The sequence below is a fragment of the Enterococcus dongliensis genome, from assembly GCF_031927985.1.
GTDB classification, from domain to species: domain Bacteria; phylum Bacillota; class Bacilli; order Lactobacillales; family Enterococcaceae; genus Enterococcus_A; species Enterococcus_A dongliensis.
In genome coordinates this window covers 137,533-163,528 of the sequence record NZ_JARPZC010000001.1, presented here as the reverse complement: position 1 = coordinate 163,528, position 25,996 = coordinate 137,533, and the positions used below count along the sequence as shown (strand labels likewise).

Genomic DNA, 25,996 nt, shown 5'->3' with positions numbered 1-25,996 from the left:
GAAATTTTCGTGCCAGATATGAAAAAAATTTGTGTTAGAATGAAGTGGACGAAAAAACAGGAGTAGATAGATGAAAAATAAGACATATCTAAAGGCAAGTTTGCGCGAAATTTTTTACTCAAAAGGTCGTTTTATTGCGATCGTTTTAATTATTTTATTAGGAACTTTATTGTATGTGGGGATTAAAGCTACTGGTCCAATCTTAAATCATTCAGCCAGCCGATACGTGGATAAACAAAAATTAGCTAATCTGCAGATTGTTTCAACCGGTGGTCTGACAAAAGAAGACGAACAGTTAGCAGCAAAGATTCCACATGCGCAAGTTGAAAGTGGTTATCAGCTGTTTTATGCCGATCATGAGAAAAACGAAGTCATCAAATTGTATTCCTATGCTAAAAAAAATCAACAAAATCAATTGATCGTAAAAAAAGGCCGCCTGCCTAAACAGAAAAATGAAATTATTTTAGACGAAAAAGCCCAAAAAGAAGGTTATCGGTTAAATCAGATATTTCAAATCGATCAGCCAGATCAGTTGGAGCGGAAAAAGTTTAAAATTGTAGGTTTTGCTCAGTCACCACTCTATATCAATACAGAAGAACGTGGTCTTTCAACGATTGGCAATGGCAGTGTAGATTTTTTTGCTTACGTACCAGAGAGTAATTTTTCCGGTGACATCAAATCGGTACTTTATGTTCGCTTTACAAATGTTCAAAACAAAGAGACTTACGGTAAAGATTATGAAAAAACAATGGATGAAAACGTCGAAAAAACGGAAGAAATCTTTGCCGATCGTCCTAAAGAACGATTGATAGAAATCAAAAGGGACGCTGAGAAGAAATTATTGCCCCAAAAATCAGAAGTACTAGCTAACTTGGCAAAACTTGACGCTGGTCAAAAAGAATTGGATCAGGCCCAAAGGCAGCTGGAGCAGCAGTCTCAGACAGCTCCGAATCCTCAATTGGTTCAAGCTCAAGCCGAATTAGCAGCACAACAAAAAGAACTCAACGGCAATCGGGAACAATTATTGTCTGCCCAAGAAGAAATTGCTAAAAGTGAAAAAGAACTCCATGAACTAAAAACACCTAGCTATACGTATACTCAGCGAGCCGATAATCCTGGGTTTCAAGAATACGGTGATCTTTCTGAGCGTATCGCGGCGATTGCCAATGTCTTTCCCATCTTTTTCTTTTTTATCGCGGCATTGATTACCTTTACAACGATGACTCGAATGGTCGAAGAGAATCGGCGAGAGATTGGAACGCTGAAAGCATTAGGTTATTCCCGTTTTGAAATTTCAATCAAATACATTATTTATGCTTTATCAGCTGCGACATTGGGAATTGTTTTAGGAAGTTTAATTGGGACGCATACGTTGCCGCGTTTGATTTTTGTTCTTTCTAGCGACCGCTATAATTTCCCAGGAGTACAAGCTTTTTATTTAGCACGTCCAATCATTCAAGCAACGATTGCCTTTTTGTTTGCTAGTTTGGGTGCGGCATTACTTGTCTTATTACGAGAACTCCATGAAAAACCGGCAGTACTTTTGCAACCCAAGGCACCAAAACCTGGAAAACGGATCTTTTTAGAACGAATCACTCCAATTTGGTCACGAATGAGTTTTAATTCAAAAGTCAGTTATCGGAATCTCTTTCGCTATAAGTCACGGATGGTCATGGCAGTAATCGGGATTGCGGGGTGTGCGGCTTTGATGGTTGCAGGAGTAGGATTGAAAGATTCTATCGGCTCTGTTGGAGATAAACAATTTGGACCGATTATTGATTATGGGGCGACCGTTACGTTGAAAGAACAGCCGGATTATGCTGCAGTAAGTTCAGTCATTTCTCAGGATGAAAAAATCACAAGTTATTTGGCTACCATGAATCAGACAGTCGAATTAAAACAAAAAGGCCAAGCCAATCAAAAATTAACGATGATGGTACCAGAAGATCGCCAGAAATTTGAAAACTATCTTCATCTGAAAACCGGTGGTGAAACATTCGAATTACCAGAAGACGGTGTTGTGATTACACAAAAAATGGCTGAGCTGTTTGAATTAGAAAAAGGAGAACAGTTAACGATTTATGATGAAGATCAGCAGACTTTCAAGGTAAAAATCGCTGAAATTGCTGATAACTATTTAGGGAATTTCCTCTATTTGTCAAAAGAATATTATCAACAAGTTCGCACGAAAGAATTTATCAAGAACAGCTATTTGTTAAAGAGTCAAAAAATGACTAAAACGGAAGAAAAAAAATTGGCACAGAAACTCTTGAGCACAAAACAAGTAATGAATACTTCGTTTATGTCTACTCAGATCAAAACACAAGAACATTCAATGGAAAATCTTGATGGAATCGTGTGGATCTTTGTAGTCTTGTCGGGATTATTGGCTTTTATTGTGTTGTATAATCTAACGAATATTAATGTCTCTGAGCGTTTACGCGAATTATCCACAATTAAAGTGTTAGGTTTTTATGATCGAGAAGTTACTTCTTATATCTTCCGTGAGAACTTTGTCTTTACCTTCTTGGGTATTTTATTTGGTTACGGTCTGGGAATTATTTTGACCAAATTTATTTTGGATCAGGCGTCAATGGAATCCATCACCTTCCCATTGGTCATTCGTCCCGGGGCATATCTTGTTTCTGGCGGACTAACGATTTTGTTCTCAGCAATCGTCATGGTTGCTACACATTTTCGCTTGCGGCATATTAATATGATCGATGCCTTAAAATCAAATGAATAAGCGTACAAAAGCGTTGACAAACATTTTTAGCCAGTCTATGATTTAATCAATAGTTGAATGCAATGAGAAGGATATGATCTGATTTTATTAGTCATCACAAGAGAAAGAAGCCGAGGCTGGAAGCTTCTGATTGCGAAAAATAGATTACTCCCTTTGAGTGGCCGCAAACGGTCCGATCGATACTCGTTATGTATCTTATGAGCCAAAAAGGCTGAACTTTTTGGAAACTTGGGTGGTAACACGTTTATTCACGTCCCTATTTTATAGGGACGTTTTTTTATTGGAAACCCATCCATCCTTTTGTTAAAATTAATTAAGAAAAGGTACGCAAGAATAATTTTTTTAGTGAAAAAGCGGATCGGAGTTGAGTTGAATGTCAAAAGAAATCGAAATTGTTTTACCGGATGGAAGCAAACAAAAGGTGAGAGAAAATACCACCTTGTTTGAAATAAAAAATCAATTGCTGGAAGAAGCAGTTGTTGGCAGTATTGATGGCGTGCTTGTTGACTTATCAACTCCAGTCAAAAAAAATTCAGAGATTGCTTTTTATGACTGCTCTACTTCAGAAGGGACGACAGCCATTTGTCAATTGGTCAGTCTTTTACTGGAAGAGGCGATCAAATCTAATTATCCAGAGGCTCTTTTTGCAAAATCACAACGTGAAGATCAAACAATCTGGATTGATCTGCGAGTAGATAAGCCGTTAAGTGCATTGATTTTAAAAGATCTGGAACATCATATGAAACAGAAAATCAAGGCAGATGCGAAAATCGAAAGTACGGCATTGACTGTATCAGAAGCAAAAGAAGTCTTCAAAGACAATGAATTGAAACTTTTTGCGTTATCTGAATTAGCAGATGATCGGATTATTTTTGTTTATTCTTTTGGAGATGTGACAGAATTTTTCCTTGAACCAGCTGCACTAGAAGTGGCTGCGGCGAACTATTTTTCATTATTGAAAGTTTCTGGGGCGTACTGGCAAGGAAATCCAGATAATGAAATGCTGCAACGCGTAACGGGGGTCGTTTTTGCTGAGAAGGCCCAACTGTTAGCTCACTTGGATTATTTGGAAGAATCAGAAAAACGAAGCCATCAAAAATTGGGGAAAGAACTCGATTTATTTATGTTTTCTGAAGAAGCACCAGGAATGCCTTTTTATTTAGAAAATGGACTGATCATTCGTAATGAATTACAGAAATTTTTGCGTGAGTTACAAGCAAAATATGATTACAAAGAAGTTAAAACACCGTTGATCTTGAATCAGCGTTTATGGGAACGTTCTGGTCATTGGGATCATTATAAAAATAATATGTATTTTACAAAAGTAGCAGATGAAGACTATGCATTAAAACCGATGAATTGTCCAGGACATTGTTTGATCTTCAAAGATCGCAAGCGATCTTATCGGGATCTGCCTATGCGAATGGCTGAATTTGGCCAAGTTCATCGTCATGAGTTTAGTGGGGCATTGAACGGCTTGCTTAGAGTCCGAACCTTTTGTCAAGATGATGCCCATATTTTTGTTCGGCGCGATCAAATCGAACAAGAGATTGCATTAGCTTTAAAAATCATTGATGAAGTGTATAAGATTTTTGGGTTTGAATATGCGGTCGAATTGTCGACTCGTCCCGATGATTTTATGGGAGAGATTGAGCTGTGGGATGAAGCGGAAGCCTCACTAGGTAAAGTGTTGACAGACCTTGGGTATAAATACAATATCAACGAGGGGGATGGCACTTTTTACGGTCCTAAAATCGATATCTATATTAAAGATGCATTGAATCGCAGTCACCAATGTGCGACTGTCCAATTGGATTTCCAAATGCCAGGAAAATTTGATTTAAGTTATATAGATGAGAATAATCAAGAAGCGCAACCAGTCATGATTCATCGAGCAGTTTTTGGTTCACTGGATCGTTTCCTAGGAATTTTGATTGAACACTATGCCGGAGCATTTCCACTTTGGCTGGCGCCTAAACAAGTGGCCTTACTCAGTGTTGCTCAGACACATAAAAATGGTGTGGAAAAATTATTCCAAGAATTTCATGCTGCTGGAATTCGGGTGGAAAAAGATCTACGTAATGAGAAATTAGGCAAAAAGATCCGCGAAGCTGAATTGCGGAAAATCCCTTATATTTTAGTAATCGGTGACAAAGAATTGGCAGAAGGGACCTTTGCAGTACGCAAACATGGCAGTGATGGGGTCAAACAACTGACTAAAATAGAATTCATGGAACTTTTGAAGCAACAGATCCAAGAGAAAAACCATCAATATTATTAAATCAATCAAGTAAAAAAACGCTGAAATTTTTTCAGCGTTTTTTGATTCCTTCAAACAGCCAACGAGTCTTAAAACGGAAATCTTTTAACAACTCTTCTGTTCCCCAGTGATTTGCCAACATATCTGTCAACGAATCGATAACTAATTTCATTGAAAAATATAAAAAACTAATTTGTTCCTCCACTGTGGACATCACAAATTGATTTTCTGCTAAAAGTTGTTTCCATGCAGTGATCCCATGTTCATCCGCTGAACGATAGGAAAAAAGATGACTGTTTTGTGCCAACAATACTAACTGACGATAACGAGAAGAAGAGTGATCCAAGTCGACATAGAGTAATAAAAAGGCTTCGATTCCTTGAAAAAAATCACTTTCTTGTTTTGTCATATAGGTGATAATCTCGCTGTGAATCTCACCAGCATAAAAGTGGATCAAATAATCATAGGCATCATTCAAATCTTCAAAATATTTATAGAAAATCCCACGCGACATCTGCAACGCCTCTACGATCTCACTGACTTTAACTTGACTGACAGGTTTTTCATAAAAAATAGTCAATAGCAACTCGCGGATCTCAGCTTGACGTGTTTTTGGTAGATTTAGAAACGTTTTTTTAGGCATTTGGCACCCCCTAACACTGCTTTTTTCTATTATAGCATAGAAACATAATTGGTGACATTTTGTCACCGGAAGTGTATTCTAGTTTCAGGAAGGGTGAGCAAAATGTTTTTAGCTTGGAAAGAAATTCGCTATGCGAAATTGAGATACGGTTTGATCGTAGGAATCATGATTCTAGTTGCGTATGTAGTTTTTATGCTGTCGGGACTAGCTAACGGATTAGCTGACGGCAATCGTAAAGCAATCGATGATTGGGAGGCAACTACGATTATTTTGTCAGAAGACAGTAATAAAGTTGTCAATGCTTCACAATTACAACAAAGTGATATGAATCGAGTGACTGCCAAAGAAAAAGCAGGAATAGGCGTCTATGGGACGGCAATTGAGAAAAAAAGCGGCGGCGAAAAAACCAATGTTTCGATTTTTGGGACAGCCAATGCTTCTTTTGTCGTACCGAAGATCATTCAAGGGCGTCTGTATCAAAAAAATAATGAAATGATCGTATCTGAAAATCTATTATCAGAAGGGTATCGCTTGAATCAGTTGATAAAAATCAACGATCGACTATTGAAAATCGTAGGTATCAGCAAAGCAACGACCTACACAATCGCTCCAGTGATCTATTTAAATCCGACCGCGTTCAAAACACTGAAATATGGGGATCACTCTAGTGGAGCGGAACCAATCAATATGATTGCAACAAAAGGCCAGACAACTATCACACAGCAAAAAGGCCAAACCAAATTGGAAAAAATGACTCCAGCAACTTTTATTGAAAATATTCCAGGCTATACGCCAGAAAAATTGACGTTGAATACGATGATTTATTTTCTATTTGTGGTTGTGACGGCAATCATTGGGATTTTTATGTATGTAATTACACTGCAAAAAACGGCGATTTTTGGTGTGATGAAAGCGCAAGGAGTAGCGACGAGTTATTTAGTACGTTCGATTTTAGCACAAGCATTTCTCGTAGGAATAATCGGTGTTGTGATTGCTGTTGGATTGAGTATCCTTACCAGTTTGGTATTACCAAGTGCGATGCCTTTTGCAATCCATCATACTCAATGGCTATTGTACAGTGTGATCTTAGTTTTTGTTGCGATGCTGGGCGGATTGTTCTCAATGCGTACTGTAACAAAAGTAGACCCAGTAACAGCGATTGGGGGAGAATAAGATGAAGAATGTTTTGCTGATGGAAAAAATTATTAAACGATTTGGTCACGGACACACGGAAGTCACTGCATTAAAGCAGATTGATTTTGCTGTTGCAAAAGGAGAATTTGTCAGTGTGATCGGACCATCTGGTTCAGGAAAGAGTACCTTTTTAACGATTGCCGGCGGCTTGCAAACACCAACGGAAGGCAAAATCATCATCAATGGCTCAGATTTTAGTCAAATGAATGAAAAAGAACGATCAAAGGCACGTTTCAAAGAGATCGGTTTTATTTTACAAAGCGCTAATTTGATTCCCTTTCTAAAAGTTCAAGAACAATTTCAGTTAGTAGAAAAAATCGAGCAAGAAAAAAATCCGGAAAAAATTGACGCGTTGCTGAAATCTTTAGACATTTGGGAATTACGTGAACAATACCCTAAAGCATTGTCCGGAGGTGAAAGGCAGCGCGTCGCGATTGCGCGATCGTTATTCAATGATCCGCAATTAATCTTAGCCGATGAACCAACCGCTAGCCTCGACTCGGATCATGCATATGATGTAGTAAAACTTTTAGCAAAAGAGGCCCATGAACGCAACAAAGCGATCGTCATGGTCACTCACGATGAACGGATGACACAGTGGAGCGATAAAATCTATCAAATGAAAGACGGCGAATTATTACTGAAACAATAGTTGCTAAATCGCTGGTTTCCTGTGTATGATAGTTAGGTTGCTACTAGCTCTTTGGATTGAAACTAGTTGCAGTATGAAGAAACTAACTGTAGAAAAAAACAATAAATCTCTTGTTTTGTTCTACAGAAATGAAAGAATTCAGCTAGAAAGCAGGAAACAAATGGATATCTATTTAAAAAAAGCCGCCCTTCATATCATTGATCGAGAATCAGGAGATCCAATTTATAGTCAGAGCGAGTTGGATTTGACGAAGGACTATATTCGAGACTATTTAACAAAAAAAGTGCAGAAATTATCTTCGGCACAAACAAAAACCGGGACACTGACAGAAGATTCACACTTCGCATTATTGAGCCAACAAGCAGAACATGATTTTTTACCAGCTAGTGAGAAAATCGTGACGCGTTGGTATGAAGCGTATAAAGAAAGTGAAGAGGCTCCTAGTGCGGATGCGTTTGTTATTTTGTATGAAGAAGACACGCAAATGTATCTTGCTTTTTTAAAAGTAAATTATCATGAAGGATATACTCATCTAGTCGATTCAGATGAAAAAGGACTAAAAAATGAATTGATCCTACACCGCGCATTGTTATCAAATAAATCACAAAAAGCCGACGAAGGTATCGTTGTTCATTTGAGCAATCTGAGTTATGAGTTGATCGAGAAAAAATATCCTTTTTCTGGTGAAAAACGTTTGTATTTTTCTACGCAAGTGATTGAAAGCCGCCCGGCACCTTCGTTGGAAGAAAATGTTCGAGTTATTAAAAAAGCCGCAGAAAAAATCGGGGCAAAATTTGAAAATCAAAAACATGATGTGATCGCTGATGTAAAAGAAGCAGTGTATGATGTGGTGGAAGAAAGTGGTCAAATCGATGCCAAAATCGTCGCTCAAAAAGTTTTCAAAGACAATGTATCGGCACAACTGGCTTTTCAAGAAGAAGTGGCGGAAAAAGGTTATGTCGATCAAGCCCCGCTTTTGCGAGAAGTTCGCGAGATCACTGAAAAAAAATATGGTAAACAAAAATTGAAATTATCCAATGGTATCGAATTAATCGTCCCACTAGAAGTGTATCGAAATCCCGAATTAATCGAGTTTATCAATAATCCTGACGGGACCATCTCAGTGACAATCAAAAATGTTGATGAGGTAATCAATCGCTTATAAAAAATTTTTATTGATTGAAGGTCAGTGATAAGGAATCTGCACGCAGTCAATAAAAGGACGTTTTTCTATTTAAAAATAATCACTCAAAAGTTAAACTACTTTTAGACAAGAAAAAATCGTCGGAGGAAGCAACGTGGAAGAATATCAAGAATTTTTTCGGATTGGACAATATACCGATGGAAAAGCAATGACTGGGTGTACTGTGATTCTATGTGAAGATGGAGTAACTGGCGGTGTTTCTGTCCGCGGTGGCTCACCGAATACTAGAGACACAGATGCGTTGAAATCAGAAAACAATCGGAAATTTGTTCATGGAGTGACTTTATCGGGAGGCAGTGCATTTGGTTTGGCTGCTAATGTTGGAGTAGTAGAATTTTTAGAAGAAAATAAAATTGGACGAGATATGGGAATTACTTTTGTTCCGAATGTTGTTGGAGCAAGTCTATTTGATCTTCGGATCGGACAATCAGATGTTCGTCCAGATAGTCAAGCAGGACGTAAAGCATGTGAACAGGCATTTAGTGGGCAACTTTTTCAATCTGGAAATTATGGAGCAGGAACAGGCTGCAGCGTTGGTACAATCAATGGTGAAAAAAATGCCATGAAAGGCGGAATTGGTCTGCACACGATGCGTCATGAAAAACTTTGGGTAACGGCTGTGATCGCAGTCAATGCCGTTGGAGATGTTTATGATGAGACAATCGGCAAAATCATTGCGGGAGCTCGTAAACCTGGTGAGAGTCGTGTTGGTTTTTCTGAACAGTTGTTTCTTGAACATTATCAAAATGAGCAAGCACTTTTTGATGGCAATACGGTAATTGGTTGTGTAATGACGAATGCGACTTTTTCGAAAGCTAAGATGAATAAATTAGCCGATATCAGTCATGATGGGATCGCTCGAGCGATTCGTCCAGCTCACACGACATATGACGGGGATACATTGTTTGTTCTAGGTGCCAATCAAATTGAAGCAAGTTTTGAAGCAGTCTCGATTTTAGCAGTCGAAGCTGTTCGACAAGCGATTGTAAAAGGAACCAAGGCAGCAACAACTTATGGAAATTATTTAGCTTATCAAGATATAGAAAAAAACAGCTAGGATGCATATCCCAGCTGTTTTTTTATCCTATCGATTAATTAGAAAATTATTCAACTCGTGGTTCTGTTTCTAAGTCATCATTGATTTTATCTGTTTGACTGTTCAAGATGTCTTTTGCTCGATTTGTTTGTTCTGAAGCAAATTGTCCAGTCGTGTGAGCAGCACTGGTAACTTTGTCTTGGACAGTTTTGCTTTCTGCTTTGTATTCTTCGGAAGTCTTGATATCCACTACATTGACATTGACTTCAATCACATCTAAGTGAGTCATTTTTTGAACTTCTTCTGCAATCAAATGTTTCATTTGTTCATAGATAACATGGATGTCTTTATCATATTCGGCGATGATATCCATGTCTACGGCAACTTGTTTTTTGCCGACTTCGGTACTGATGCCGGAAGTCATATCTCCACTATTGACTAATTTGTCTTTGATGTTAGAGAAGAAACCACCGTCTACGGTCAATAGACCATCAACATTTTCTAAAGCAGTTCCAATAATTTTTTGAATGACTTTGTCTTCATAAGTCAATTCACCATTGATCTCTTTTGTTGATTCGGTTGGTTTGATTGTTGTATTTTCCATAGTTTCGCTCCTTTTGAGTATATTTGTTTTGTAAAGAAACTCTGAAGTCAGGTTTCTTATTTTTTTAAGTAATCATCTAAAATATGATTGTTTTTTAGATAAATACCGATGACTACCCCAAAGGTCGTGATCAAGATGAGTAAAATTGTTTTGAAAAAGCCGATAGAAAAAAATAGAACGGCTAAAATGAAACCAATGATGCCAAAGATCACAGGTAGTTTTTCCCGGGTCAAAAATTCTTGCATCGTTGTCCCTCCTATTCTACTCGTGGCCGAGTCATCGTTGTTTTTGTTGGAACAGGTTCAAATGTTTGGAGTGTCACTTGAATCGTTACCTTTTCTTCAGGGCCTAATAAATTATGGATTGTTGTTTCTACTTTTTGAGCCCAATGATTTGTTTGACCGATTAAACCAGAAGTCTTTTTCAATTGCCCGCGAACTTGCACATTCAACTTCTTTTTTGTGGCTGTAACATGTACTTTGGGGTTGTCCATAAAATCTTCCTGTTTGATACTTGTTCGAACAAACCCTTCAATCGCTCGTTTGTCTAAAGATAATTGTCCGCGCTTTTCTTGTAAGATAAATTTAGTGACTTTTTTTGGATAAAATAAAATCACTAAGAGCGCAATTACTGTTAAAGCGGCAAAGATCACACTCACCCAAAATAAATAACGTTGAGCATAATTATTTGTCAGTACAAATTGTTGCACTGAATCGAAAGTCAGTGAATGTGAAGCGATGAAGTAATAAATGGTGATAACAGAAAGAAAAATGGAGAGTAGTACGAGTGAAAAAAGAATTAAGAGTATTTTATAAGCTCTATTCATAACACACCGCCTTTAATCAAAAAAATAAAATAGTTTATATAAAAATGATAAAATAATCCTCGTTTTAAGTAAATCAATCTGCTCAGAAGGAGAGTCACTGAATCATTCGAGGATAAGAGGGTATGTAATTTTTTTGAAAGAGATTTTATTTATATAAAAAAGCTATGACAGCTGTCATAGCTTAATGTGCTAACGATCTTTCCATTTGCGGTAACGGCGGTAGAGGCTTTCAAGGATCAAAAAGAGGATCGAAAGTGCCGCGACAGAATAACCAAAGATTCCTAAATTAGAAATCAAAGTATGTCCTTTTGGCGATGTCTGGACTAGAATCGACGAGCCAATGACTAAAGCAGAGAGTATCAAGCCGATGACTAAGCGATTGACCATCGCTTCAGCACGTTCCAACAGAGTTCGTTGGTTTTTCAATTCGAGATTTAATTTTCCTTTTCCTTTAGCAAAAGTATCCAGCACATTCAGTGCGTGGGAAGGAATCTTTGGTAAAGCTTTTAAGGTGGATAAATAATCCAGCCCTGTTTCTTGCAGTTCGTCTTTTAGATTCAGTTGTTGGATAAAATATTTTTGGGCAAAAGGTGCAATAACTTCAAACAAAGATAGATCGGGATTGAGATCTTCGATAACGCCTTCTAACGTACCAAATGCTTTGATCAGCATCGTTGCGGAGTCATCGATTTGGAGATTGTTGTCATGACAAATGACAACAACTTGTGAGAATACCTTTTGCAGATCAATCTCTTTTACCGGTAGATTCAAATAACGGTTCAAAAAATCATCCAATTCATATGTGAATTTCTCTTCATCAAAACTACCGACTTGTTTGCAGATTGCGTGTACAGCGTTAGTGATCCGTTGATTGTCTTTACTGTAAATTGCGATGATTACATTGCTCATCTTCGCTTGCATCTCGCGATTAAGCGTCCCCATCATTCCAAAATCAATAAAATTCAAACGAAACGGACGCAGGGCTGTTTTTTTAGTGTAGTTGATTGTATATGGAACGTGACCGATCGTGCCTTGGCGTTTGGTTTGATTTACTGGAGCAGTCTGTTGATTTTCTTCATCACTCAGCAGCTGGAGTAAAATATTGCCTGGATGGGGGTCAGCATGGAAAAATCCATCCTCAAATACTTCTTTCATGAAGTGTTCAATCAATAATTCACTGACCGTTTTTTTCAGTTCTTTATAAGTCAATTTTTCTTGGACAAGTGTATCATCTGGGGCACTGATTAACTCTTTTAAGTTCGTGCCAGGCATCAAATCCATGATGATGACTTTTTTAGTAGAGTAAGCGGCTTCCATTTTCGGTACACGAATCTCTTTCCAGCCATCATTCAAGCGATAGAATTTTTCTGCTAGCAGCAGTTCCTTTTGAAAATCTAATTCATTTTGCAAAGACTCGCGGATCTCTTTTAAAATGTGTTTCAGGTCGATCACATTGCTTTCAGGAACCCAGCTAGCAAGAGGAATCGCCTTTTCAAACAAAGATAGATCCAATTCAATTTCAGCGGCAATCCCGGGATGTTGTACTTTAGCGACAACGGATTGTCCATTTTTTAAACGTGCATGATGCGCCTGTGCAATCGAAGCAGAGGCAAAAGGTTGTTCATCAAATGAGTCAAAGATTTCTGTTAAAGGCAGTCCTAATTCTTTTTCAACTAAGGCTTTTACAGAAGCAAAAGAATCCGTCTTCACATCGTCTTGTAAATTGCGCAATTCCTTAGTAAAAGCCAAAGTGAAAATATCTGTTCGTACCGACATCATTTGCCCAACTTTGATGAACGTCGGCCCTAATTCTTCAAAAGCACTGCGAACATCAGCTGGATTTTTTTGTTGTGTGATATTTTTTACGACATGATAATGATTGAGGATCTTTATAATCTGTCGTAAACGGGCAGTCTTAGTCTGTTCGCGCATGGCTTTCATCTCCTAAGTATCCTTGTAATAATAGCCGAACCATTCATTTCTATCTTACAAAAGATTTTTACAAGATACAAACAAACCTCTAATCGCTTTAAAAAGAATTAGAGGTCTGTTCTATTTAGCAGTCACGATTTGAATCACTTGCATGATACAATAAGTAATACCGGCAGCGATCACTGGTCCTGCTGCGATTCCTTTTAGGAAAACCACGCCCATAATCGTCCCAAAAACTAACGCAACAGTAACTTCAGGCGATTGATTGATCAATCCGACTCCTTTTGCAGAAAGAACTGCTACAAGTACGCCGCAGATCGTCGCTACCCAGCCAAGCGGTGATTTCAAGGTGTTCAAAAGATCTTTCAAAACGATATCCCCGGTTGCGATGGGGACTAAGATCGTCGCTGAGATCAACGTAACGCCCCAATTGATCCCTTGTTTATTTAAAACGGACAACAATCTATCCGAAGCAGGAATCAATTTTAAAATCAAGATCGCGATCGTCGCGATCAAAAGGCTTTGATTTTTTGCAAGAAAGGCAATCAATAAAATGACGCCTAGAAAAAGCCAACTCTCCATCTTTGCTCTCCTTTTTTACATAATGATCAGTTAGTCGATAAGTATATGCACATCGTATCTACTATACAAGATAATCCAAGAAGTTGCGACTTTTTTTAAAAGCGATTTTAAGGTAAGCTCTTAATAGTTTTAATAATTTGAATTTAAAGGAAGAGATGGATCAAATGTCTCATTTGAATCAGAAACAGCAACAACTTTTAATAAAAATAGGGAGGATGACAAATGAAAATCGGCTTACGGACAATCAAAACAGCAGCAGCAGCGCCAATTGCGCTATTGATTGCTAGTAGTTTTCAGCTAGAATCAGCTGCTTCGGCAGCGATTATTGCGATTTTAACCGTGACAAATACGAAGCGTTCCACTGCTAAGACAGCTATCAATCGCTTTTTTTCTTTAACACTTGCAACAAGTATCGCAGCTGGTTGTTTCTTTCTTTTTGGGTTTCATCCGTTGGTTTTTGGTTTGTATCTTTTAGCCTTCATTCCTTTATCGATTCGATTTGATCTGACCGAAGGAATCGCGGTCAGTTCAGTCTTAGTCACACATTACTTAGTGGCTGGTGCCATGCCGATTAGTTTAGTCTTTAATGAATATTTGTTGATGTTTATTGGGGTCGGTTGTGCCTTGGCGGTAAATCTCTATATGCCCAATACCGAGAAAAAAATTCAAGAAGATCAGGCGGTAGTAGAAATTTCGCTAAAAAAAATGTTGAGTAAAATGTCGGACAGTTTAAATCAATTAGATCAAGACGGGCAACTGCGAAGCGAATGTTTGTCTTTACGAGAATTTATAAAAAAGGCCCAAATTCGCGCTCAAGAATTTGAAGAGAATCGCTTTTTCTCAGGAAATAGTTATTATTTTGAGTATTTTGCGATGCGTCGTCTGCAATTAAATGTAGTGTCAGATATGTTGCAATTATTGAATCAATTACAGGCTTCACCTGATGATGTACAAGAACTGCAAGAGCTATTTGAATTTACGGCGCAAACATTGGCAGAAGAGAATGACGGCTCAGAGATTTTAACTAAAATTGCTGAACTTGATCAGCGTTACCAACAGAAAAAATTACCAGAGGATCGTCAAGCTTTTGAAGAGCGGGCCATGTTGTTTCAACTTTTTCGTTTATTTCAAGAGTTTATCGAGATCAAAGCCGGATTTCATCGAAATAAGTAATGAAATCAGTCTTTTGTCCGATAAAAACCAGCAGGATATTTTTTATAATAAAAAATATGGATGAACGTTACTTACTAACCAGACTGGATCAAAAAAACGGGATCGTTCATTAAATAAATTCTTCAAGGAGGAGAAGAAATGGTCAGTAAAAAGCTGAGCAAAATCTTGCTTGTTATTTATTTACTACTATTGATTTGGATTTTATTATTCAAATTCTCATTATCTTTTTCTGATATCGCAGCCCGTATTGCTCATCCAACCCGTTCGGTCAATCTCATTCCTTTTCAAGGATCGGCCGTTGTGGATGGAAAAATCGTCTTGAATGAAATCATCTTAAATGGAATCATTTTTATCCCATTGGGTGTTCTTTTAGGAATCTCAGCAAAGAATCTGCCGTTTATAAAGAAAAGCATGTTTATTTTTACATTTTCACTGACTATTGAGGTCTTACAATTTCTTTTAGGAATTGGAGTAACCGATGTGACAGATTTGCTAATGAATTTTAGTGGTGGATTTTTAGGTCTTTGTGTCTATCATGGATTGACGCGAGTGATCCCCGAAACAAAAGTGGATAAGGGATTGATTATCATCGGTATGGTTATGGGGATCTTTTATCTGGGAATGATTTTAAGAATGTTTTTCTTCCCCCATTAATCAAAGATAGAAAAAGAGAAAACAAAATATCCGAACGACAGCTGCCGTTCGGATATTTTTTGTGATCTCAATAAATCTCTTATTTTTTTTGCAAGATATTCGTATTTCGTTGGAACCGCCAAACCAAAAATGTTTCAGAAAGTGCTAAATAAAGAAACAATCCAGCGATAATCAAAATCGCCTTCGTTTTCAGTATTCGGTAAGCAAAAACTGAGACAATAGCTCCAGCAATAAATGCCACAACGACTAAAAGGAAGTGGATAAAACGGGTCTTTGCTCCGTGATCTTTAGTACTCAAGTAGTCATAAAGGTTGGTTGCTACGCCCTTTAAATTACCTGTCGTAAACAGGTTTGTATAAGCAAGACCATTAATCTTATCAAAAGAGATCCATTGGATTGCAGCGGTAAATGCAATCATGATCGTAATAATCGCTGGATGAGGCTGTAAAAATTGCAAACTGATCACAAAAAAGATCACTGCTTCAAAATAAAGCAGGAACAAGCGCCAAAAATGCAGCTCTTTTCTTTTGAAATAATCAATCATAAATTTTGCTAAAAGAATACCAATAAAAAAGAATAAGGTGGAAAGTAATTTTTTCCCAACCATGTTCCATTCTCGTTCGTAGGCCTGAATGATTGCTAAAATCAAATTACCTGTCTGAGCAGAAGCAAATGCTTGATAACGAATATATGTATAACTATCGAGCATACCGCCAATAAAAGTCAGCAGCAGACCGACTGAACGATTTTCATGAAAACTATTATCCATCTGTAACTCAACTCTTTTCGCTGACTATTTTACCATATTTTTTCAGAAAATAGGCAAACAGTTTCACGATTATTTTTTACGTAACAGATAAACCGCAGCGATAACATTCGTTATACCAAGCCCTAACCAAATAAGCGAGGAGTTTTCCATCCCAGTTTTTGGTAAAAATTTTACTATTCGGTTCAATGGAGTTGCGGTATTTTTTTAGTAGTTGAGAAGTTACTTTTCAACGATTTTTTTGACTCATTAGCTCCCGATTTAGGGACATTGATAGAATTTAACTTAGTTGATGAACTAGGTTTAGTCGACTCACTGGAATCAATTGACGAACTGGAATCAATTGACGAACTGGAATCAGTCGATGAACTGGAATCAATTGACGAACTAGAATCAATTGACGAACTGGAATCAATTGACGAACTGGAATCAGTCGATGAACTTGGCAAAGTTGAAGAATCAACGAGTGTAAAAGTGATCGTCTGGTAGCTGACGCTATTAATATCAGGTCCTACGATAGTAAATTTTACCGGAATAACAGTGCCAACTTTGATTGTTGGTGAAATTGAGAGTGTAGCATTGGTAAATGCTTGTGTATCCGTACTTTTCTCAAAATGTTGAGGGGATACTTGCTGGATAACGTCATTAAAATCACCAGCATCTATTTTGAGATACGTAGCCGAATAATCAGTAATGGCTCCACCGGTATAATTGAAAGAAACATGCAATTGTAATTGCTCTCCGGGAGTGACATCAACACTTCCAGAGTTGACGTTTTGATCAGCGGATGAGACATTAATAGTGTTAACATCTATGGATGCAGGTGTCGGCTGATTTGAAGTGGCAATTGTAGTCATTGGAAAAAGAAACAAAAGAGCCACAAGACAATAAATAATTTTTTTCATTTTTCTCCTCCTAAAATAAACTATTTAGGATTATAACGTGGGAAATCGAAAAGGCATGTCGATTTTTCAGTCAGCTGAAACTAATAATTAAAACAATGGAGGGATAGGGTGTTTACTAAAGAAATAGCTGGGCAACTGAAACTTTTAATGTTGTTGGAACAACGAGATGACTGGTGCAGTGGAGCAGAGCTGGCCCAAGCAAGCGGCTTAAATGTGAATACTGTCCAAAAATATTTGGATCATTTGCAAAAAATCATCCAAAGTTTCTCCGATGTTTCTTTAGAAAAACATCGAAATTACGGGGCACTGCTTAATCGGAAATCAGACTTTCCCTTACAACGTTTGTTCAGTGCAGTTATTCGACAAAGTATTCTTGCGCCTTTTTTTGAGGATCTATTGCTTTTAGGAGAGGTAGATATACGCATTTTTTGTGAGGAACATTTTATTAGTACATCGACTTTGCGTAGAAATATTCATAAATTGGAAAAAAATTTGGCACCGTTGGGTCTGTGGCTAACAAAAGGCACAATGATTCGAATTATTGGACCCGAACATCAAATTCGGTATCTTTTTTTTCAATACCTTTGGACAATCTATCGGGGCATCAAGGAACTGCCTTGGGAAGTTGAAGAGCAGATGTTTTATCCTATCGAACAATTAGCGGCTCTTTTTGATTTTGAGTTTACCAATGTTCAACGAAGTCAATTAGGGGTATTGTTATTTATTTTTGAATGCCGGATTAAGGTCGAACCTACTTATGAAAGCAGTGTGCGTCCAGCTTATGAAGCTCCCTCTTTGTTTAGTCATTGGCAGCAAGATGACTGGGGGATGTTATTGTTTTTCTTGAATCTTTTCCCGCTCTTTTTTGAATTAAGTGAGAATAAAACTTTGGTGATCATTCCGCCAACCGTTCAAAAAAAAGCCGTGGAACAAAGTGCTATCTGGCTTAAATTATTTGAAGAGACGTTTGCTGTTTCAATCGAAAAGAAAAAAAAGGTTGCTGACCAGCTGAATCATTTGTTTTTATTTAATCATTACTTGTTAGAAGTCCACGCATTGACGGGAATCTTCCCGATAGTAGATGAAATACGTCTGAAAAAAACAGCCCCGCAATACATGGCAGATTTTTCATTTTTCAGCAAAAAATTATTTGCTGAGATTAGTCCGCGTAATCCTAAGATAACGGAGGTTTTTTCACTGTTGTTGGCTAACACAATCGTTTCTTATTTAGCCTATCGTCCCATCGTAAAAGTGCACATCTTATCAGATCTGGGTGATGCGTTTGAAGCGATGCAAAAAGAAGCGTTGATTGCCGGTTTGAGTAATGACTATCGAATCAAATTTGTTCAAACAGAAGAAGCGGCAGATTTGACCATATCCAATCTACCCACACACTATGCCAAATCAGTGCAAGTTCGTTCCACCATCGATGCTCGTGATCTGCGAATGATTCGACAAGTGTTGAAAAAAAGAAATAGTTGAAAACGTACATGAAGTTTTCATAAGAAAATTTTAAAACTTTCCTTTTTTTATTTGTTTAAAACAGATGTTTATGTTTAAGGTGAAAAGATAATTCGTGTTAATCAGCATTCTAGTAGAAGTATTCTCATAAATAGAATAAATTAGACTGGTTTTACGAATGATTAGAAAAAAACCAGCCAAGATTAAATGATTCAGTGAATATTATCTTTTTTACAGGAATGTGTTAGAATGAAAATGCTTTTTATCCTGTGAACGTGAAGGGAATTGAGAACATACCATGCCTGTAAAAAAAAGGACACCATGGTTAGAGGCGTTATACGCGGCTATGCCGCTTTGTTTTAGTTATATCCCAGTCGGCTTAGCATGTGGCATGCTTTTGCAAAAGGCAGGATTTAACATCGGTTTAACAGCCTTGCTTTCGATACTTGTTTTTTCAGGAGGCGCGCAATTTTTAGTCGTCTCGATGATAAGTGTTCATGCATCATTTGTGTCCACAATCTTAATGGTTTTCTTCTTGGAACTGCGTTACGCATTACTAGGTTCCAGCTTGTCACAATTTTTTAAAAAAGAAAAACGATCATTTATTGCACTATTCTCGCAGTCAATGAATGATGAGAACTATGCAGTAAATTATTTGAAATATTCTACTGATCCTGAGTGGAATCGTAAAAAAGCCTTGTTGGTCAATTGGTTTTCGATGGCTTCTTGGACGGGAAGTACAGTAATAGGTACGATTTTTGGATCAGTCATCCACGTTGATACAGAATTGGTTCATTTTGCTTTGACTGCGATGTTTATTTTTATGTTTATGATGCAGTTGAACAACGGTTTGTTATTGATTACCGGTTTGCTGTCAGGTGGTCTAGCGATTGTTTTTATGTTGGTCTTTAAAAATACTTTTGGTTTGATCTTAGCGACGCTATTGGCTTCGTTTGTGGGTTACTTGATTGAACGGATACGTAAAACAGCAGATACCAATACAAACGATGGGCCGGATCATTATGATCTGACTGGCGGGGAGGTCCATCATGAGTGATACTTCTTTATTGCTGCTGATTTTATGTCTGTTTGGTGCGTCTTATTTACCACGACTTTTTCCCATGTTGTATTTTTCGCAACGACAAGTCCCTCAATGGTTTAGTGATTGGATGAAATATGTACCGATCTCATTATTTGCGGCGCTAGTATTTAAAGATGTATTCATCAGTGACAATCAATTCGAACTAATCGGCAATGTCCGAATCATTGCGATGTTTTTAGTAGCTGGAGTGGCGTATAAAACTCGTTCGATGGCGATCTCAGTCATTACTGGATTAGCCGCTGTGTTTTTATTGTCGTTGATTTAAAAAATAGTACATCAAACAAAAACTTAGGAAATATTGTATTTTTTACTAAGAACTACTTGAAGCCTTATATTAAAGGACTGCGGCCAAATTTGGCCGCAGTCCTTTAATTTTGATATTCTGCAATCGGACGATACGTCAAGACTTGCATTTTACGATAAAACTCAGCTGGCAGATTTTTCCATGATTTGAATAGATTATAAAAAAAGCCCCCTTCTGCGTTGATGGTGTATTCATTTAATAAAAGACCAAATGATTTTTTTGGCTGTTCTTTGACTAACTTTTCATAGACCTCAGTTGCTTGTTTTTGATTGTCAGCAACAAAAAGTGTATTCACTTCAACGTATGCACCTTCGATATTTTGTGTTTCTTCTACAAAGTACACCGATTTGGTAACTTTTTGTTTCTCCATCATATAGGTCACTCCTTTTTTAAGTTATTCATAGCTTACAAAAGAAATATTAACTAATAATGAATTAATTTGTTTTTTCTCCCAAATAATTATGAATTTTTTGGGTCATTTGGCAAAAATAGTTTAAAACTGCTGCCTTGTTCCGGTGTACTCTTGACTTGGATGGTTCCATGGTGCAGTAAAATGATTTGTTTGGTCAAAGCTAACCCCAAACCATTTCCGTAAGTTTTGCGGCTAGTGTCACTTTGATAGAACTTATCAAAGATCCGATCAGTGACTGCCTTAGTCATCCCGATTCCTTCATCACAAATAATGATGGTTGGTCCTAGAGCATCGTTTGTTAAGTGGATATGGATACTGCCGTTTTTTTGACTGTATTTAATGGCATTATCCATTAGATTCAACCACACTTGATAAAGAAATTCTTCATTGCCGTAATATTCTGTGCGAGGCAAGGTCAGATCTAAAGTCAGATTTAATTGTTCCCATTTCGGTTGTAAAAATAAAATTACTTCACGAATTTGTTCATCTAAACGAAATATCTGAAAGTCTAGTCCGATTCCTTGATTTTCAAGTTTGCTTAATTTCAAAATATTCTCCGTCAAATGGGTCAGTTGCTGGGTCCCATCCAACATACGTTCTAAATAAATTTGGCGTTCGCTCTCAGAGGCCTCATTTTGTAAAAGTTGTACATAGCCTTTGATCGTTGCTAAGGGCGTTTTGAATTCATGGGAAACAGTTGAAACAAAATCGTTTCTCAAAGTTTCGATACTACTAAGTTCTTCTACCATGACATTAAAATCATGGTAGAGTTCTGCAACCTCTTCTATTTGATGTTTTTCTTCCAACTGCATCGAAAAATCGCCCTTGGCCACTTTACTCATCGCCTGGCGCAGATCACCAATCGGCTGCAAAATTCGTTTACCGACAAAAATTGATAGAACAGCACCGATGACTAAGCTTAAGAAGATGATGAAATAAAAGGGAAAAAGATGGTCGTCACGTTCTGGTGATAATAAATGAAAATGATTGATGAGAAACAGCAGACAGACAAAGACCGTCAATACGATCACCATCAGTAAAAAAGTGATAGCGACAAAATACATCCAAAGTTGAGGAAATAATTTTTTTTTCATGAGTGGATGACCACCTTATAACCCAATCCGCGAATCGTTTCGATTGAAAAATCTGAAGTACTCTCTAAACGTGTCCGTAATCGTTTGATATGAACATCAATTGTCCGTTCATCTGTGTCAGAATCCATGCCCCAGATCTCATCCATCAATTGTTGGCGTGTAAAGATCTTGTTGGGATAAGCCAATAATTTATATAAAAGTAGAAATTCTTTTTGAGGCAGTGTTTCTTTGACACCAGCACTGATAATCTCATAAGTTTCCTGATTCAGCCGAGTCTGACCGACGACCAGCTCTTTAGTATGGACAATTTGTGCTCGACGCAGTAGGGCTTCTACCCGCAAGATCATTTCCTTCACATCGATTGGCTTTACCATATAGTCATCAACGCCGATTGTAAAGCCGCGTTTTTTATCTTCAAAAGAATCTTTGGCTGTAATAAACAAAATCGGTTGCGTGTAATTTGTATCCCGTAGACTCTCGGCTAGTTCATATCCGTCGATCTCTGGCATCATGATGTCGCTGATGATCAAATCAATGAATTGTTTGTCCAAAATTTCTAAGGCTTCGATACCGTTTGCTGCAGGAAACACTTCGAAATGTTCATTTTTTAACGCTGTTTGATAAAGTAATGATAAATTTTCATCATCTTCTACGATAAGTATCCGATTCATTTGCTTTGCCCTCCTTTTTGCTCAATAATAGTAGCAAATCACTATGAACCTACTATGAATTTTCGTTCATTTTGAGTTAATAATGCCATGCTATCTTAGTAAAGTAAATTAATAGAGAAAAGGTGACACGATGTTAGAGTTAAAAGACATAAAGAAACACTATCATGTTGGGGATACAACGACCAAAGCACTAGATGGCGTATCTGTTTCATTTCGTCGACAAGAGTTTGTTGCGATTTTAGGAGCCAGTGGTTCTGGGAAAACGACGATGTTGAATGTGATTGGAGGATTGGACAATTACGATTCAGGTGACATGGTTATCGATGGCACGTCAACAAAGACGTTTAAAGATGCCGATTGGGATGCTTATCGTAACAATTCGATTGGTTTTGTTTTTCAAAGCTACAATTTGATCAGTCATCTGGGCATTATCGAAAATGTGGAGCTTGGGATGACACTAAGCGGTGTGTCAAAAGAAGAAAAAAAACACCGTGCAGAAGAAGCCTTGCAGCGAGTCGGTCTAGCCGAACATATGCATAAAAAACCGAATCAACTTTCTGGTGGACAGATGCAGCGAGTTGCAATCGCACGAGCGTTAGCCAATGATCCTGATATTTTACTTTGTGATGAACCAACAGGAGCTTTGGATACCGAGACCAGTGCTCAGATTATGAATCTGATCCAAGAATTGTCAAAAGAAAAATTGGTCATTATGGTGACCCATAACCCTGAACTGGCCAATAAGTATGCCGATCGCATCATTGAATTTTCTGATGGTAAGATTATGGATGATTCTAATCCTCATATCGAAGGGAAAAAAGGCGAAGATTTTCAATTGAAGCGTACGAAAATGCGATTTACGACGGCATTGAAACTTTCCTTTAATAATTTACGTACTAAAAAAGGCCGGACATTTTTGACGGCATTTGCTTCAAGTATCGGGATTATCAGTATCGGGATCGTGCTTTCCTTATCGAGTGGTTTTCAAAAACAAATTGACAGTACCCAAGCTGAGGCAATGGCGAAATATCCTATTACGATTGCTAAAACAACAACTGATCAAACAGCCAATCAAAATCAGGCACTCGGATCAGACAAGGCGGCTAAAACAAGTCAAAAAAATAAAAATAAGATTGTTGCCAAAATCAGTGATGAAGACAAAGCACAGCACACGAATAAAATCGATCAAGAGTATGTAGATTACATCAACGATATTAATCCGGAACTAAGTAATAATATTGGTTTTACTCGCGTGGTGGGAATGAATCTTTTACGCGATATAAATGGGGAAATCAAACCAGTAAAACTATCTAATGAAGCATCAGATGGCAGTCTATCTATGATGAGTGCCATGTCTAGTATGACGGGAATGGGAGTCTCTTCTTTTCCAACACAGTTAGATAAACAGTCAGGCAACTTTTTAGCAGAAAATTATAAGCTGTTGTCAGGATCTTATCCGAAAGCCGATACAGATGTTGTATTGATTGTAGATGCCAATAATAGTACCAATATCAATTCGTTGAAAAACTTAGGTTTTGATGTAAAAGATGGCGACAAGCTAGATTTTGATAAAATTGTCGGAACAGAATTTAAATTAATCAACAACAATGAGTATTATACAAAGTTACCAACGGGCAATTTTATTCCAAATAATGATTACCAAGCAATGTATGCTAATGCGGAAAATGAAGTCTTGAAAGTCGCAGGAATCTTACGAGTGAAACAATCATCAACGATGAACTTGTTAGCACCAGGGATCGCTTATAGCAACGAACTGACTGCTAAAATCGTGAATGATAACAAAGATTCTGAAATCGTGAAAGCGCAAAAAGAAACTGAGACAAATGTGATGACCAATGAAAAATTGGATGCCGCAACAAAAGACAGTACGCTTGCTTATTTAGGCGGCGATAGCATCCCTAGCAATATCATGATCTATCCAAACAACTACAAAGATAAAGACAAAATCTTAGATTATCTGGATGCTTACAATAAAGGCAAGCAAAAAGAAGATAAAATCATCTATACAGATCTAGCTGGAACGATGACAGAATTGACTGGTGGTTTGATGGATGCAATTACGTATGTGTTAGTAGCTTTTGCGGGCATTTCTCTTGTGACCAGCATGATTATGATTGGTATTATCACTTATACTTCGGTCATTGAACGGACAAAAGAAATCGGTGTCTTGAAAGCTCTAGGTGCACGTAAAAAAGATATTACGCGTGTGTTTGATGCAGAAACGTGTATCTTAGGAGTTGCTTCAGGAACATTAGGAGTCGTGATTGCTTATCTAGCAACGTTCCCTATCAATGCGATCTTGTATAATATGACAGAATTAAAAAATGTCGCACAATTAAATCCTGTTCACGGCATTGTTTTGATCCTTGTTTCGACTGTATTAACGATGATCGGCGGACATATCCCAGCAAGAATGGCAGCGAAAAAAGATGCCGCAATTGCTTTACGAGCAGAATAAAAAAGAACGCCAATTTGGCGTTCTTTTTTTAGCGAACAAAGAAATAACTGACAAAGGATAACGCAACAAAGCCTAAGGTGATCAATCCGCAAATAATAAGATGAAGATGTTTATTCATTAATGCTACGGCAATGAACTCTCTTAAAAAGGCATTTGGCAAATAATAACGAGCGGTTTTTGAACCGATTCCGTCGATGTTTAATCCGACATTTTGAGCGTACATCCCAGCTCTAAAAATATGATAGTTGTTAGAAGTAAAAATCGCATGATAGCCAGCTGGCTTTTTCCGATCCATAATTTCCTTACTAAACTGCATATTCTCTAAGGTATTAGTAGATTGAGTTTCCATAAGTAGGTCTTCAGCAGGAATCCCTTGTTCTAGTGCGTACTCTCGCATCGCTTGTGCTTCAGGGATTTTTTCATCGGAACCTTGCCCACCTGACATTAAAAGTTGCGGCGGGGAGGAAGTCTCTTCACTTTGTTTGCGATAAAATTGGATCGCTCGGTCGATTCGTTTGGCTAGTAACGGGGTCACTTTTCGACCATCGATCAATCCAGCACCTAAAACAATCACAAAATCTTGATTGTATTTTGGCTGGTTAATCTGATAAAGCAGTGAGATGGATAAAAAATTCCAAAAGACAACAAAAAAGTAAAAGGCGATCGTTGTTGGAATCGATAATAAGATAACTGCCCATCCAGGGAAAATTTTAGGGCCAAAAGTTTGTAAAATCACTAAAGCGAGAATGGCTAAAGCTAAAATTAAGGTCAAAAGATTTGGCAGTCTGCGAGATTCGTGACGTAAAACAATGAAACTATTACCAATCAAAAAAATAATTGCAGCATATAAACCAAATAGTACTGTTAAAAAGAGCAGCAGAGTCAAAATCGCAAGAATTCCTATTCCAATCAAAGAAATAGAAGAAAATGTAACAAGTGCTACGTAACCCATAAAACTGATGAGGAAGAGATTCAGCAGCCAGCCGTTTCGTAAGCGACACTTTTCTTTAAAATAGAAATAGCAAAATAAAAGAAAAAAGAAGAGCGGAATCAAAATAAAGAAAGTTTTATTCTGGATTTCAAGTACACAAAAATAGAGGACTAGAAACAGACCAGTCCATAATGAAAAGTGTTTAAATTTTTTGTGTTTGAAACGAACCAGACCGCCTATCAAAACAATCAAATAGATCACTAAAGCCAGTAAATCTCGTGGTATATCCACCTTATCACATCTTTCCTAAATTAGAAGTAAATAATTTCATAAAAAATTATTCCGATTTTCCAGTTATCTACAAT

At 37.5% G+C, this 25,996-nt stretch carries 25 protein-coding genes; 12 read left to right on the top strand and 13 right to left on the bottom strand.

Annotated features, from left to right (window positions below):
- Nucleotides 1-70: 70 nt before the first annotated feature.
- Together P7D84_RS00765 and thrS are read left to right on the top strand one after the other, a co-directional pair.
- Nucleotides 71-2,746: an ABC transporter permease gene (locus P7D84_RS00765; RefSeq protein ID WP_311804695.1), complete on the top strand. Its 2,676-nt coding sequence runs from the start codon at nucleotides 71-73 to the stop codon at nucleotides 2,744-2,746.
- Between the two features lie 373 nt (nucleotides 2,747-3,119).
- Nucleotides 3,120-5,027 (top strand): threonine--tRNA ligase, encoded by a 1,908-nt coding sequence (thrS, locus tag P7D84_RS00760; RefSeq protein WP_311804694.1) that lies wholly within the window; start codon nucleotides 3,120-3,122, stop codon nucleotides 5,025-5,027.
- Nucleotides 5,028-5,058: 31 nt separating this feature from the next.
- Here thrS and P7D84_RS00755 read toward each other — a convergent pair whose 3' ends face one another.
- Entirely contained in the window at nucleotides 5,059-5,649 is a 591-nt protein-coding gene (locus P7D84_RS00755; RefSeq protein WP_311804693.1) for a TetR/AcrR family transcriptional regulator, read from the bottom strand.
- 102 nt (nucleotides 5,650-5,751) lie between these two features.
- On the opposite strand from P7D84_RS00755, the gene P7D84_RS00750 reads away from it, so the two are divergent.
- The 4 genes from P7D84_RS00750 to P7D84_RS00735 all read left to right on the top strand — a co-directional run bounded on the left by P7D84_RS00750 (nucleotide 5,752) and on the right by P7D84_RS00735 (nucleotide 9,756).
- Nucleotides 5,752-6,822: an ABC transporter permease gene (locus P7D84_RS00750; RefSeq protein ID WP_311804692.1), complete on the top strand. Its 1,071-nt coding sequence runs from the start codon at nucleotides 5,752-5,754 to the stop codon at nucleotides 6,820-6,822.
- 1 nt (nucleotide 6,823) lies between these two features.
- Nucleotides 6,824-7,495 carry an ABC transporter ATP-binding protein gene (locus P7D84_RS00745; protein WP_311804691.1) on the top strand — a complete coding sequence of 224 codons (672 nt, stop codon included), beginning with the start codon at nucleotides 6,824-6,826 and terminating at the stop codon, nucleotides 7,493-7,495.
- A 160-nt stretch (nucleotides 7,496-7,655) separates the two neighbouring features.
- The gene (locus tag P7D84_RS00740; RefSeq protein WP_311804690.1) at nucleotides 7,656-8,660 is read left to right on the top strand and encodes a nucleoid-associated protein; all 1,005 of its coding nucleotides are present in this window, start codon (nucleotides 7,656-7,658) and stop codon (nucleotides 8,658-8,660) included.
- Between the two features lie 133 nt (nucleotides 8,661-8,793).
- On the top strand, nucleotides 8,794-9,756 hold the full coding sequence (locus P7D84_RS00735; RefSeq protein WP_311804689.1) for a P1 family peptidase: 963 nt from the start codon (nucleotides 8,794-8,796) through the stop codon (nucleotides 9,754-9,756).
- A 46-nt stretch (nucleotides 9,757-9,802) separates the two neighbouring features.
- On the opposite strand, the gene P7D84_RS00730 is transcribed toward P7D84_RS00735, so the two are convergent.
- The 5 genes from P7D84_RS00730 to P7D84_RS00710 all read right to left on the bottom strand — a co-directional run bounded on the left by P7D84_RS00730 (nucleotide 9,803) and on the right by P7D84_RS00710 (nucleotide 13,679).
- Nucleotides 9,803-10,339: an Asp23/Gls24 family envelope stress response protein gene (locus P7D84_RS00730; protein WP_311804688.1), complete on the bottom strand. Its 537-nt coding sequence runs from the start codon at nucleotides 10,337-10,339 to the stop codon at nucleotides 9,803-9,805.
- Nucleotides 10,340-10,395: 56 nt separating this feature from the next.
- Complete coding sequence (locus P7D84_RS00725; RefSeq protein WP_311804687.1) at nucleotides 10,396-10,584, bottom strand: DUF2273 domain-containing protein; 189 nt, start codon at nucleotides 10,582-10,584, stop codon at nucleotides 10,396-10,398.
- Nucleotides 10,585-10,595: 11 nt separating this feature from the next.
- Entirely contained in the window at nucleotides 10,596-11,165 is a 570-nt protein-coding gene (gene amaP / locus P7D84_RS00720; protein ID WP_311804686.1) for an alkaline shock response membrane anchor protein AmaP, read from the bottom strand.
- A 189-nt stretch (nucleotides 11,166-11,354) separates the two neighbouring features.
- Nucleotides 11,355-13,097 carry an ABC1 kinase family protein gene (locus P7D84_RS00715; RefSeq protein ID WP_311804685.1) on the bottom strand — a complete coding sequence of 581 codons (1,743 nt, stop codon included), beginning with the start codon at nucleotides 13,095-13,097 and terminating at the stop codon, nucleotides 11,355-11,357.
- A 120-nt stretch (nucleotides 13,098-13,217) separates the two neighbouring features.
- Nucleotides 13,218-13,679, bottom strand: coding sequence for a DUF441 domain-containing protein (locus P7D84_RS00710; RefSeq protein WP_137602908.1), 462 nt, complete (start codon nucleotides 13,677-13,679; stop codon nucleotides 13,218-13,220).
- A 222-nt stretch (nucleotides 13,680-13,901) separates the two neighbouring features.
- On the opposite strand from P7D84_RS00710, the gene P7D84_RS00705 reads away from it, so the two are divergent.
- Both P7D84_RS00705 and P7D84_RS00700 read left to right on the top strand, forming a co-directional pair.
- Entirely contained in the window at nucleotides 13,902-14,852 is a 951-nt protein-coding gene (locus tag P7D84_RS00705; protein ID WP_311804684.1) for an aromatic acid exporter family protein, read from the top strand.
- 138 nt (nucleotides 14,853-14,990) lie between these two features.
- Nucleotides 14,991-15,506 (top strand): VanZ family protein, encoded by a 516-nt coding sequence (locus P7D84_RS00700; RefSeq protein ID WP_311804683.1) that lies wholly within the window; start codon nucleotides 14,991-14,993, stop codon nucleotides 15,504-15,506.
- Nucleotides 15,507-15,585: 79 nt separating this feature from the next.
- On the opposite strand, the gene P7D84_RS00695 is transcribed toward P7D84_RS00700, so the two are convergent.
- The 3 genes from P7D84_RS00695 to P7D84_RS00690 all read right to left on the bottom strand — a co-directional run bounded on the left by P7D84_RS00695 (nucleotide 15,586) and on the right by P7D84_RS00690 (nucleotide 17,177).
- On the bottom strand, nucleotides 15,586-16,275 hold the full coding sequence (locus P7D84_RS00695) for a YoaK family protein (RefSeq protein WP_137602911.1): 690 nt from the start codon (nucleotides 16,273-16,275) through the stop codon (nucleotides 15,586-15,588).
- Nucleotides 16,276-16,344: 69 nt separating this feature from the next.
- Nucleotides 16,345-16,461: an LPXTG cell wall anchor domain-containing protein gene (locus tag P7D84_RS13815; RefSeq protein WP_376716029.1), complete on the bottom strand. Its 117-nt coding sequence runs from the start codon at nucleotides 16,459-16,461 to the stop codon at nucleotides 16,345-16,347.
- On the bottom strand, nucleotides 16,458-17,177 hold the full coding sequence (locus P7D84_RS00690; protein ID WP_311804682.1) for a hypothetical protein: 720 nt from the start codon (nucleotides 17,175-17,177) through the stop codon (nucleotides 16,458-16,460). The genes P7D84_RS13815 and P7D84_RS00690 overlap by 4 nt, the downstream gene beginning before the upstream one ends.
- Nucleotides 17,178-17,285: 108 nt before the next feature.
- Here P7D84_RS00690 and P7D84_RS00685 point away from each other — a divergent pair, with 108 nt between their 5' ends.
- From P7D84_RS00685 to P7D84_RS00675, 3 genes are all read left to right on the top strand, one after another.
- Nucleotides 17,286-18,659: an AcpB/EbpR/MafR family transcriptional regulator gene (locus P7D84_RS00685; protein ID WP_311804681.1), complete on the top strand. Its 1,374-nt coding sequence runs from the start codon at nucleotides 17,286-17,288 to the stop codon at nucleotides 18,657-18,659.
- A gap of 277 nt (nucleotides 18,660-18,936) precedes the next feature.
- Nucleotides 18,937-19,695 carry an AzlC family ABC transporter permease gene (locus P7D84_RS00680; protein WP_311801212.1) on the top strand — a complete coding sequence of 253 codons (759 nt, stop codon included), beginning with the start codon at nucleotides 18,937-18,939 and terminating at the stop codon, nucleotides 19,693-19,695.
- A complete protein-coding gene (locus P7D84_RS00675) occupies nucleotides 19,688-20,005 on the top strand; it encodes a branched-chain amino acid transport AzlD family protein (protein ID WP_137602915.1) in 318 nt (105 codons plus the stop codon). The genes P7D84_RS00680 and P7D84_RS00675 overlap by 8 nt, the downstream gene beginning before the upstream one ends.
- A 103-nt stretch (nucleotides 20,006-20,108) precedes the next feature.
- On the opposite strand, the gene P7D84_RS00670 is transcribed toward P7D84_RS00675, so the two are convergent.
- The 3 genes from P7D84_RS00670 to P7D84_RS00660 all read right to left on the bottom strand — a co-directional run bounded on the left by P7D84_RS00670 (nucleotide 20,109) and on the right by P7D84_RS00660 (nucleotide 22,221).
- Nucleotides 20,109-20,417, bottom strand: a complete 309-nt coding sequence (locus P7D84_RS00670) for a hypothetical protein (RefSeq protein WP_137602916.1) — start codon at nucleotides 20,415-20,417, stop codon at nucleotides 20,109-20,111.
- An 86-nt stretch (nucleotides 20,418-20,503) separates the two neighbouring features.
- Nucleotides 20,504-21,550: a sensor histidine kinase gene (locus tag P7D84_RS00665; protein ID WP_311804680.1), complete on the bottom strand. Its 1,047-nt coding sequence runs from the start codon at nucleotides 21,548-21,550 to the stop codon at nucleotides 20,504-20,506.
- Nucleotides 21,547-22,221 carry a response regulator transcription factor gene (locus tag P7D84_RS00660; RefSeq protein ID WP_311804679.1) on the bottom strand — a complete coding sequence of 225 codons (675 nt, stop codon included), beginning with the start codon at nucleotides 22,219-22,221 and terminating at the stop codon, nucleotides 21,547-21,549. The genes P7D84_RS00665 and P7D84_RS00660 overlap by 4 nt, the downstream gene beginning before the upstream one ends.
- 130 nt (nucleotides 22,222-22,351) lie before the next feature.
- On the opposite strand from P7D84_RS00660, the gene P7D84_RS00655 reads away from it, so the two are divergent.
- Nucleotides 22,352-24,700, top strand: a complete 2,349-nt coding sequence (locus tag P7D84_RS00655; protein WP_311804678.1) for an ABC transporter ATP-binding protein/permease — start codon at nucleotides 22,352-22,354, stop codon at nucleotides 24,698-24,700.
- 28 nt (nucleotides 24,701-24,728) lie between these two features.
- On the opposite strand, the gene P7D84_RS00650 is transcribed toward P7D84_RS00655, so the two are convergent.
- Entirely contained in the window at nucleotides 24,729-25,922 is a 1,194-nt protein-coding gene (locus tag P7D84_RS00650; RefSeq protein WP_311804677.1) for a YdcF family protein, read from the bottom strand.
- Nucleotides 25,923-25,996: the final 74 nt, after the last annotated feature.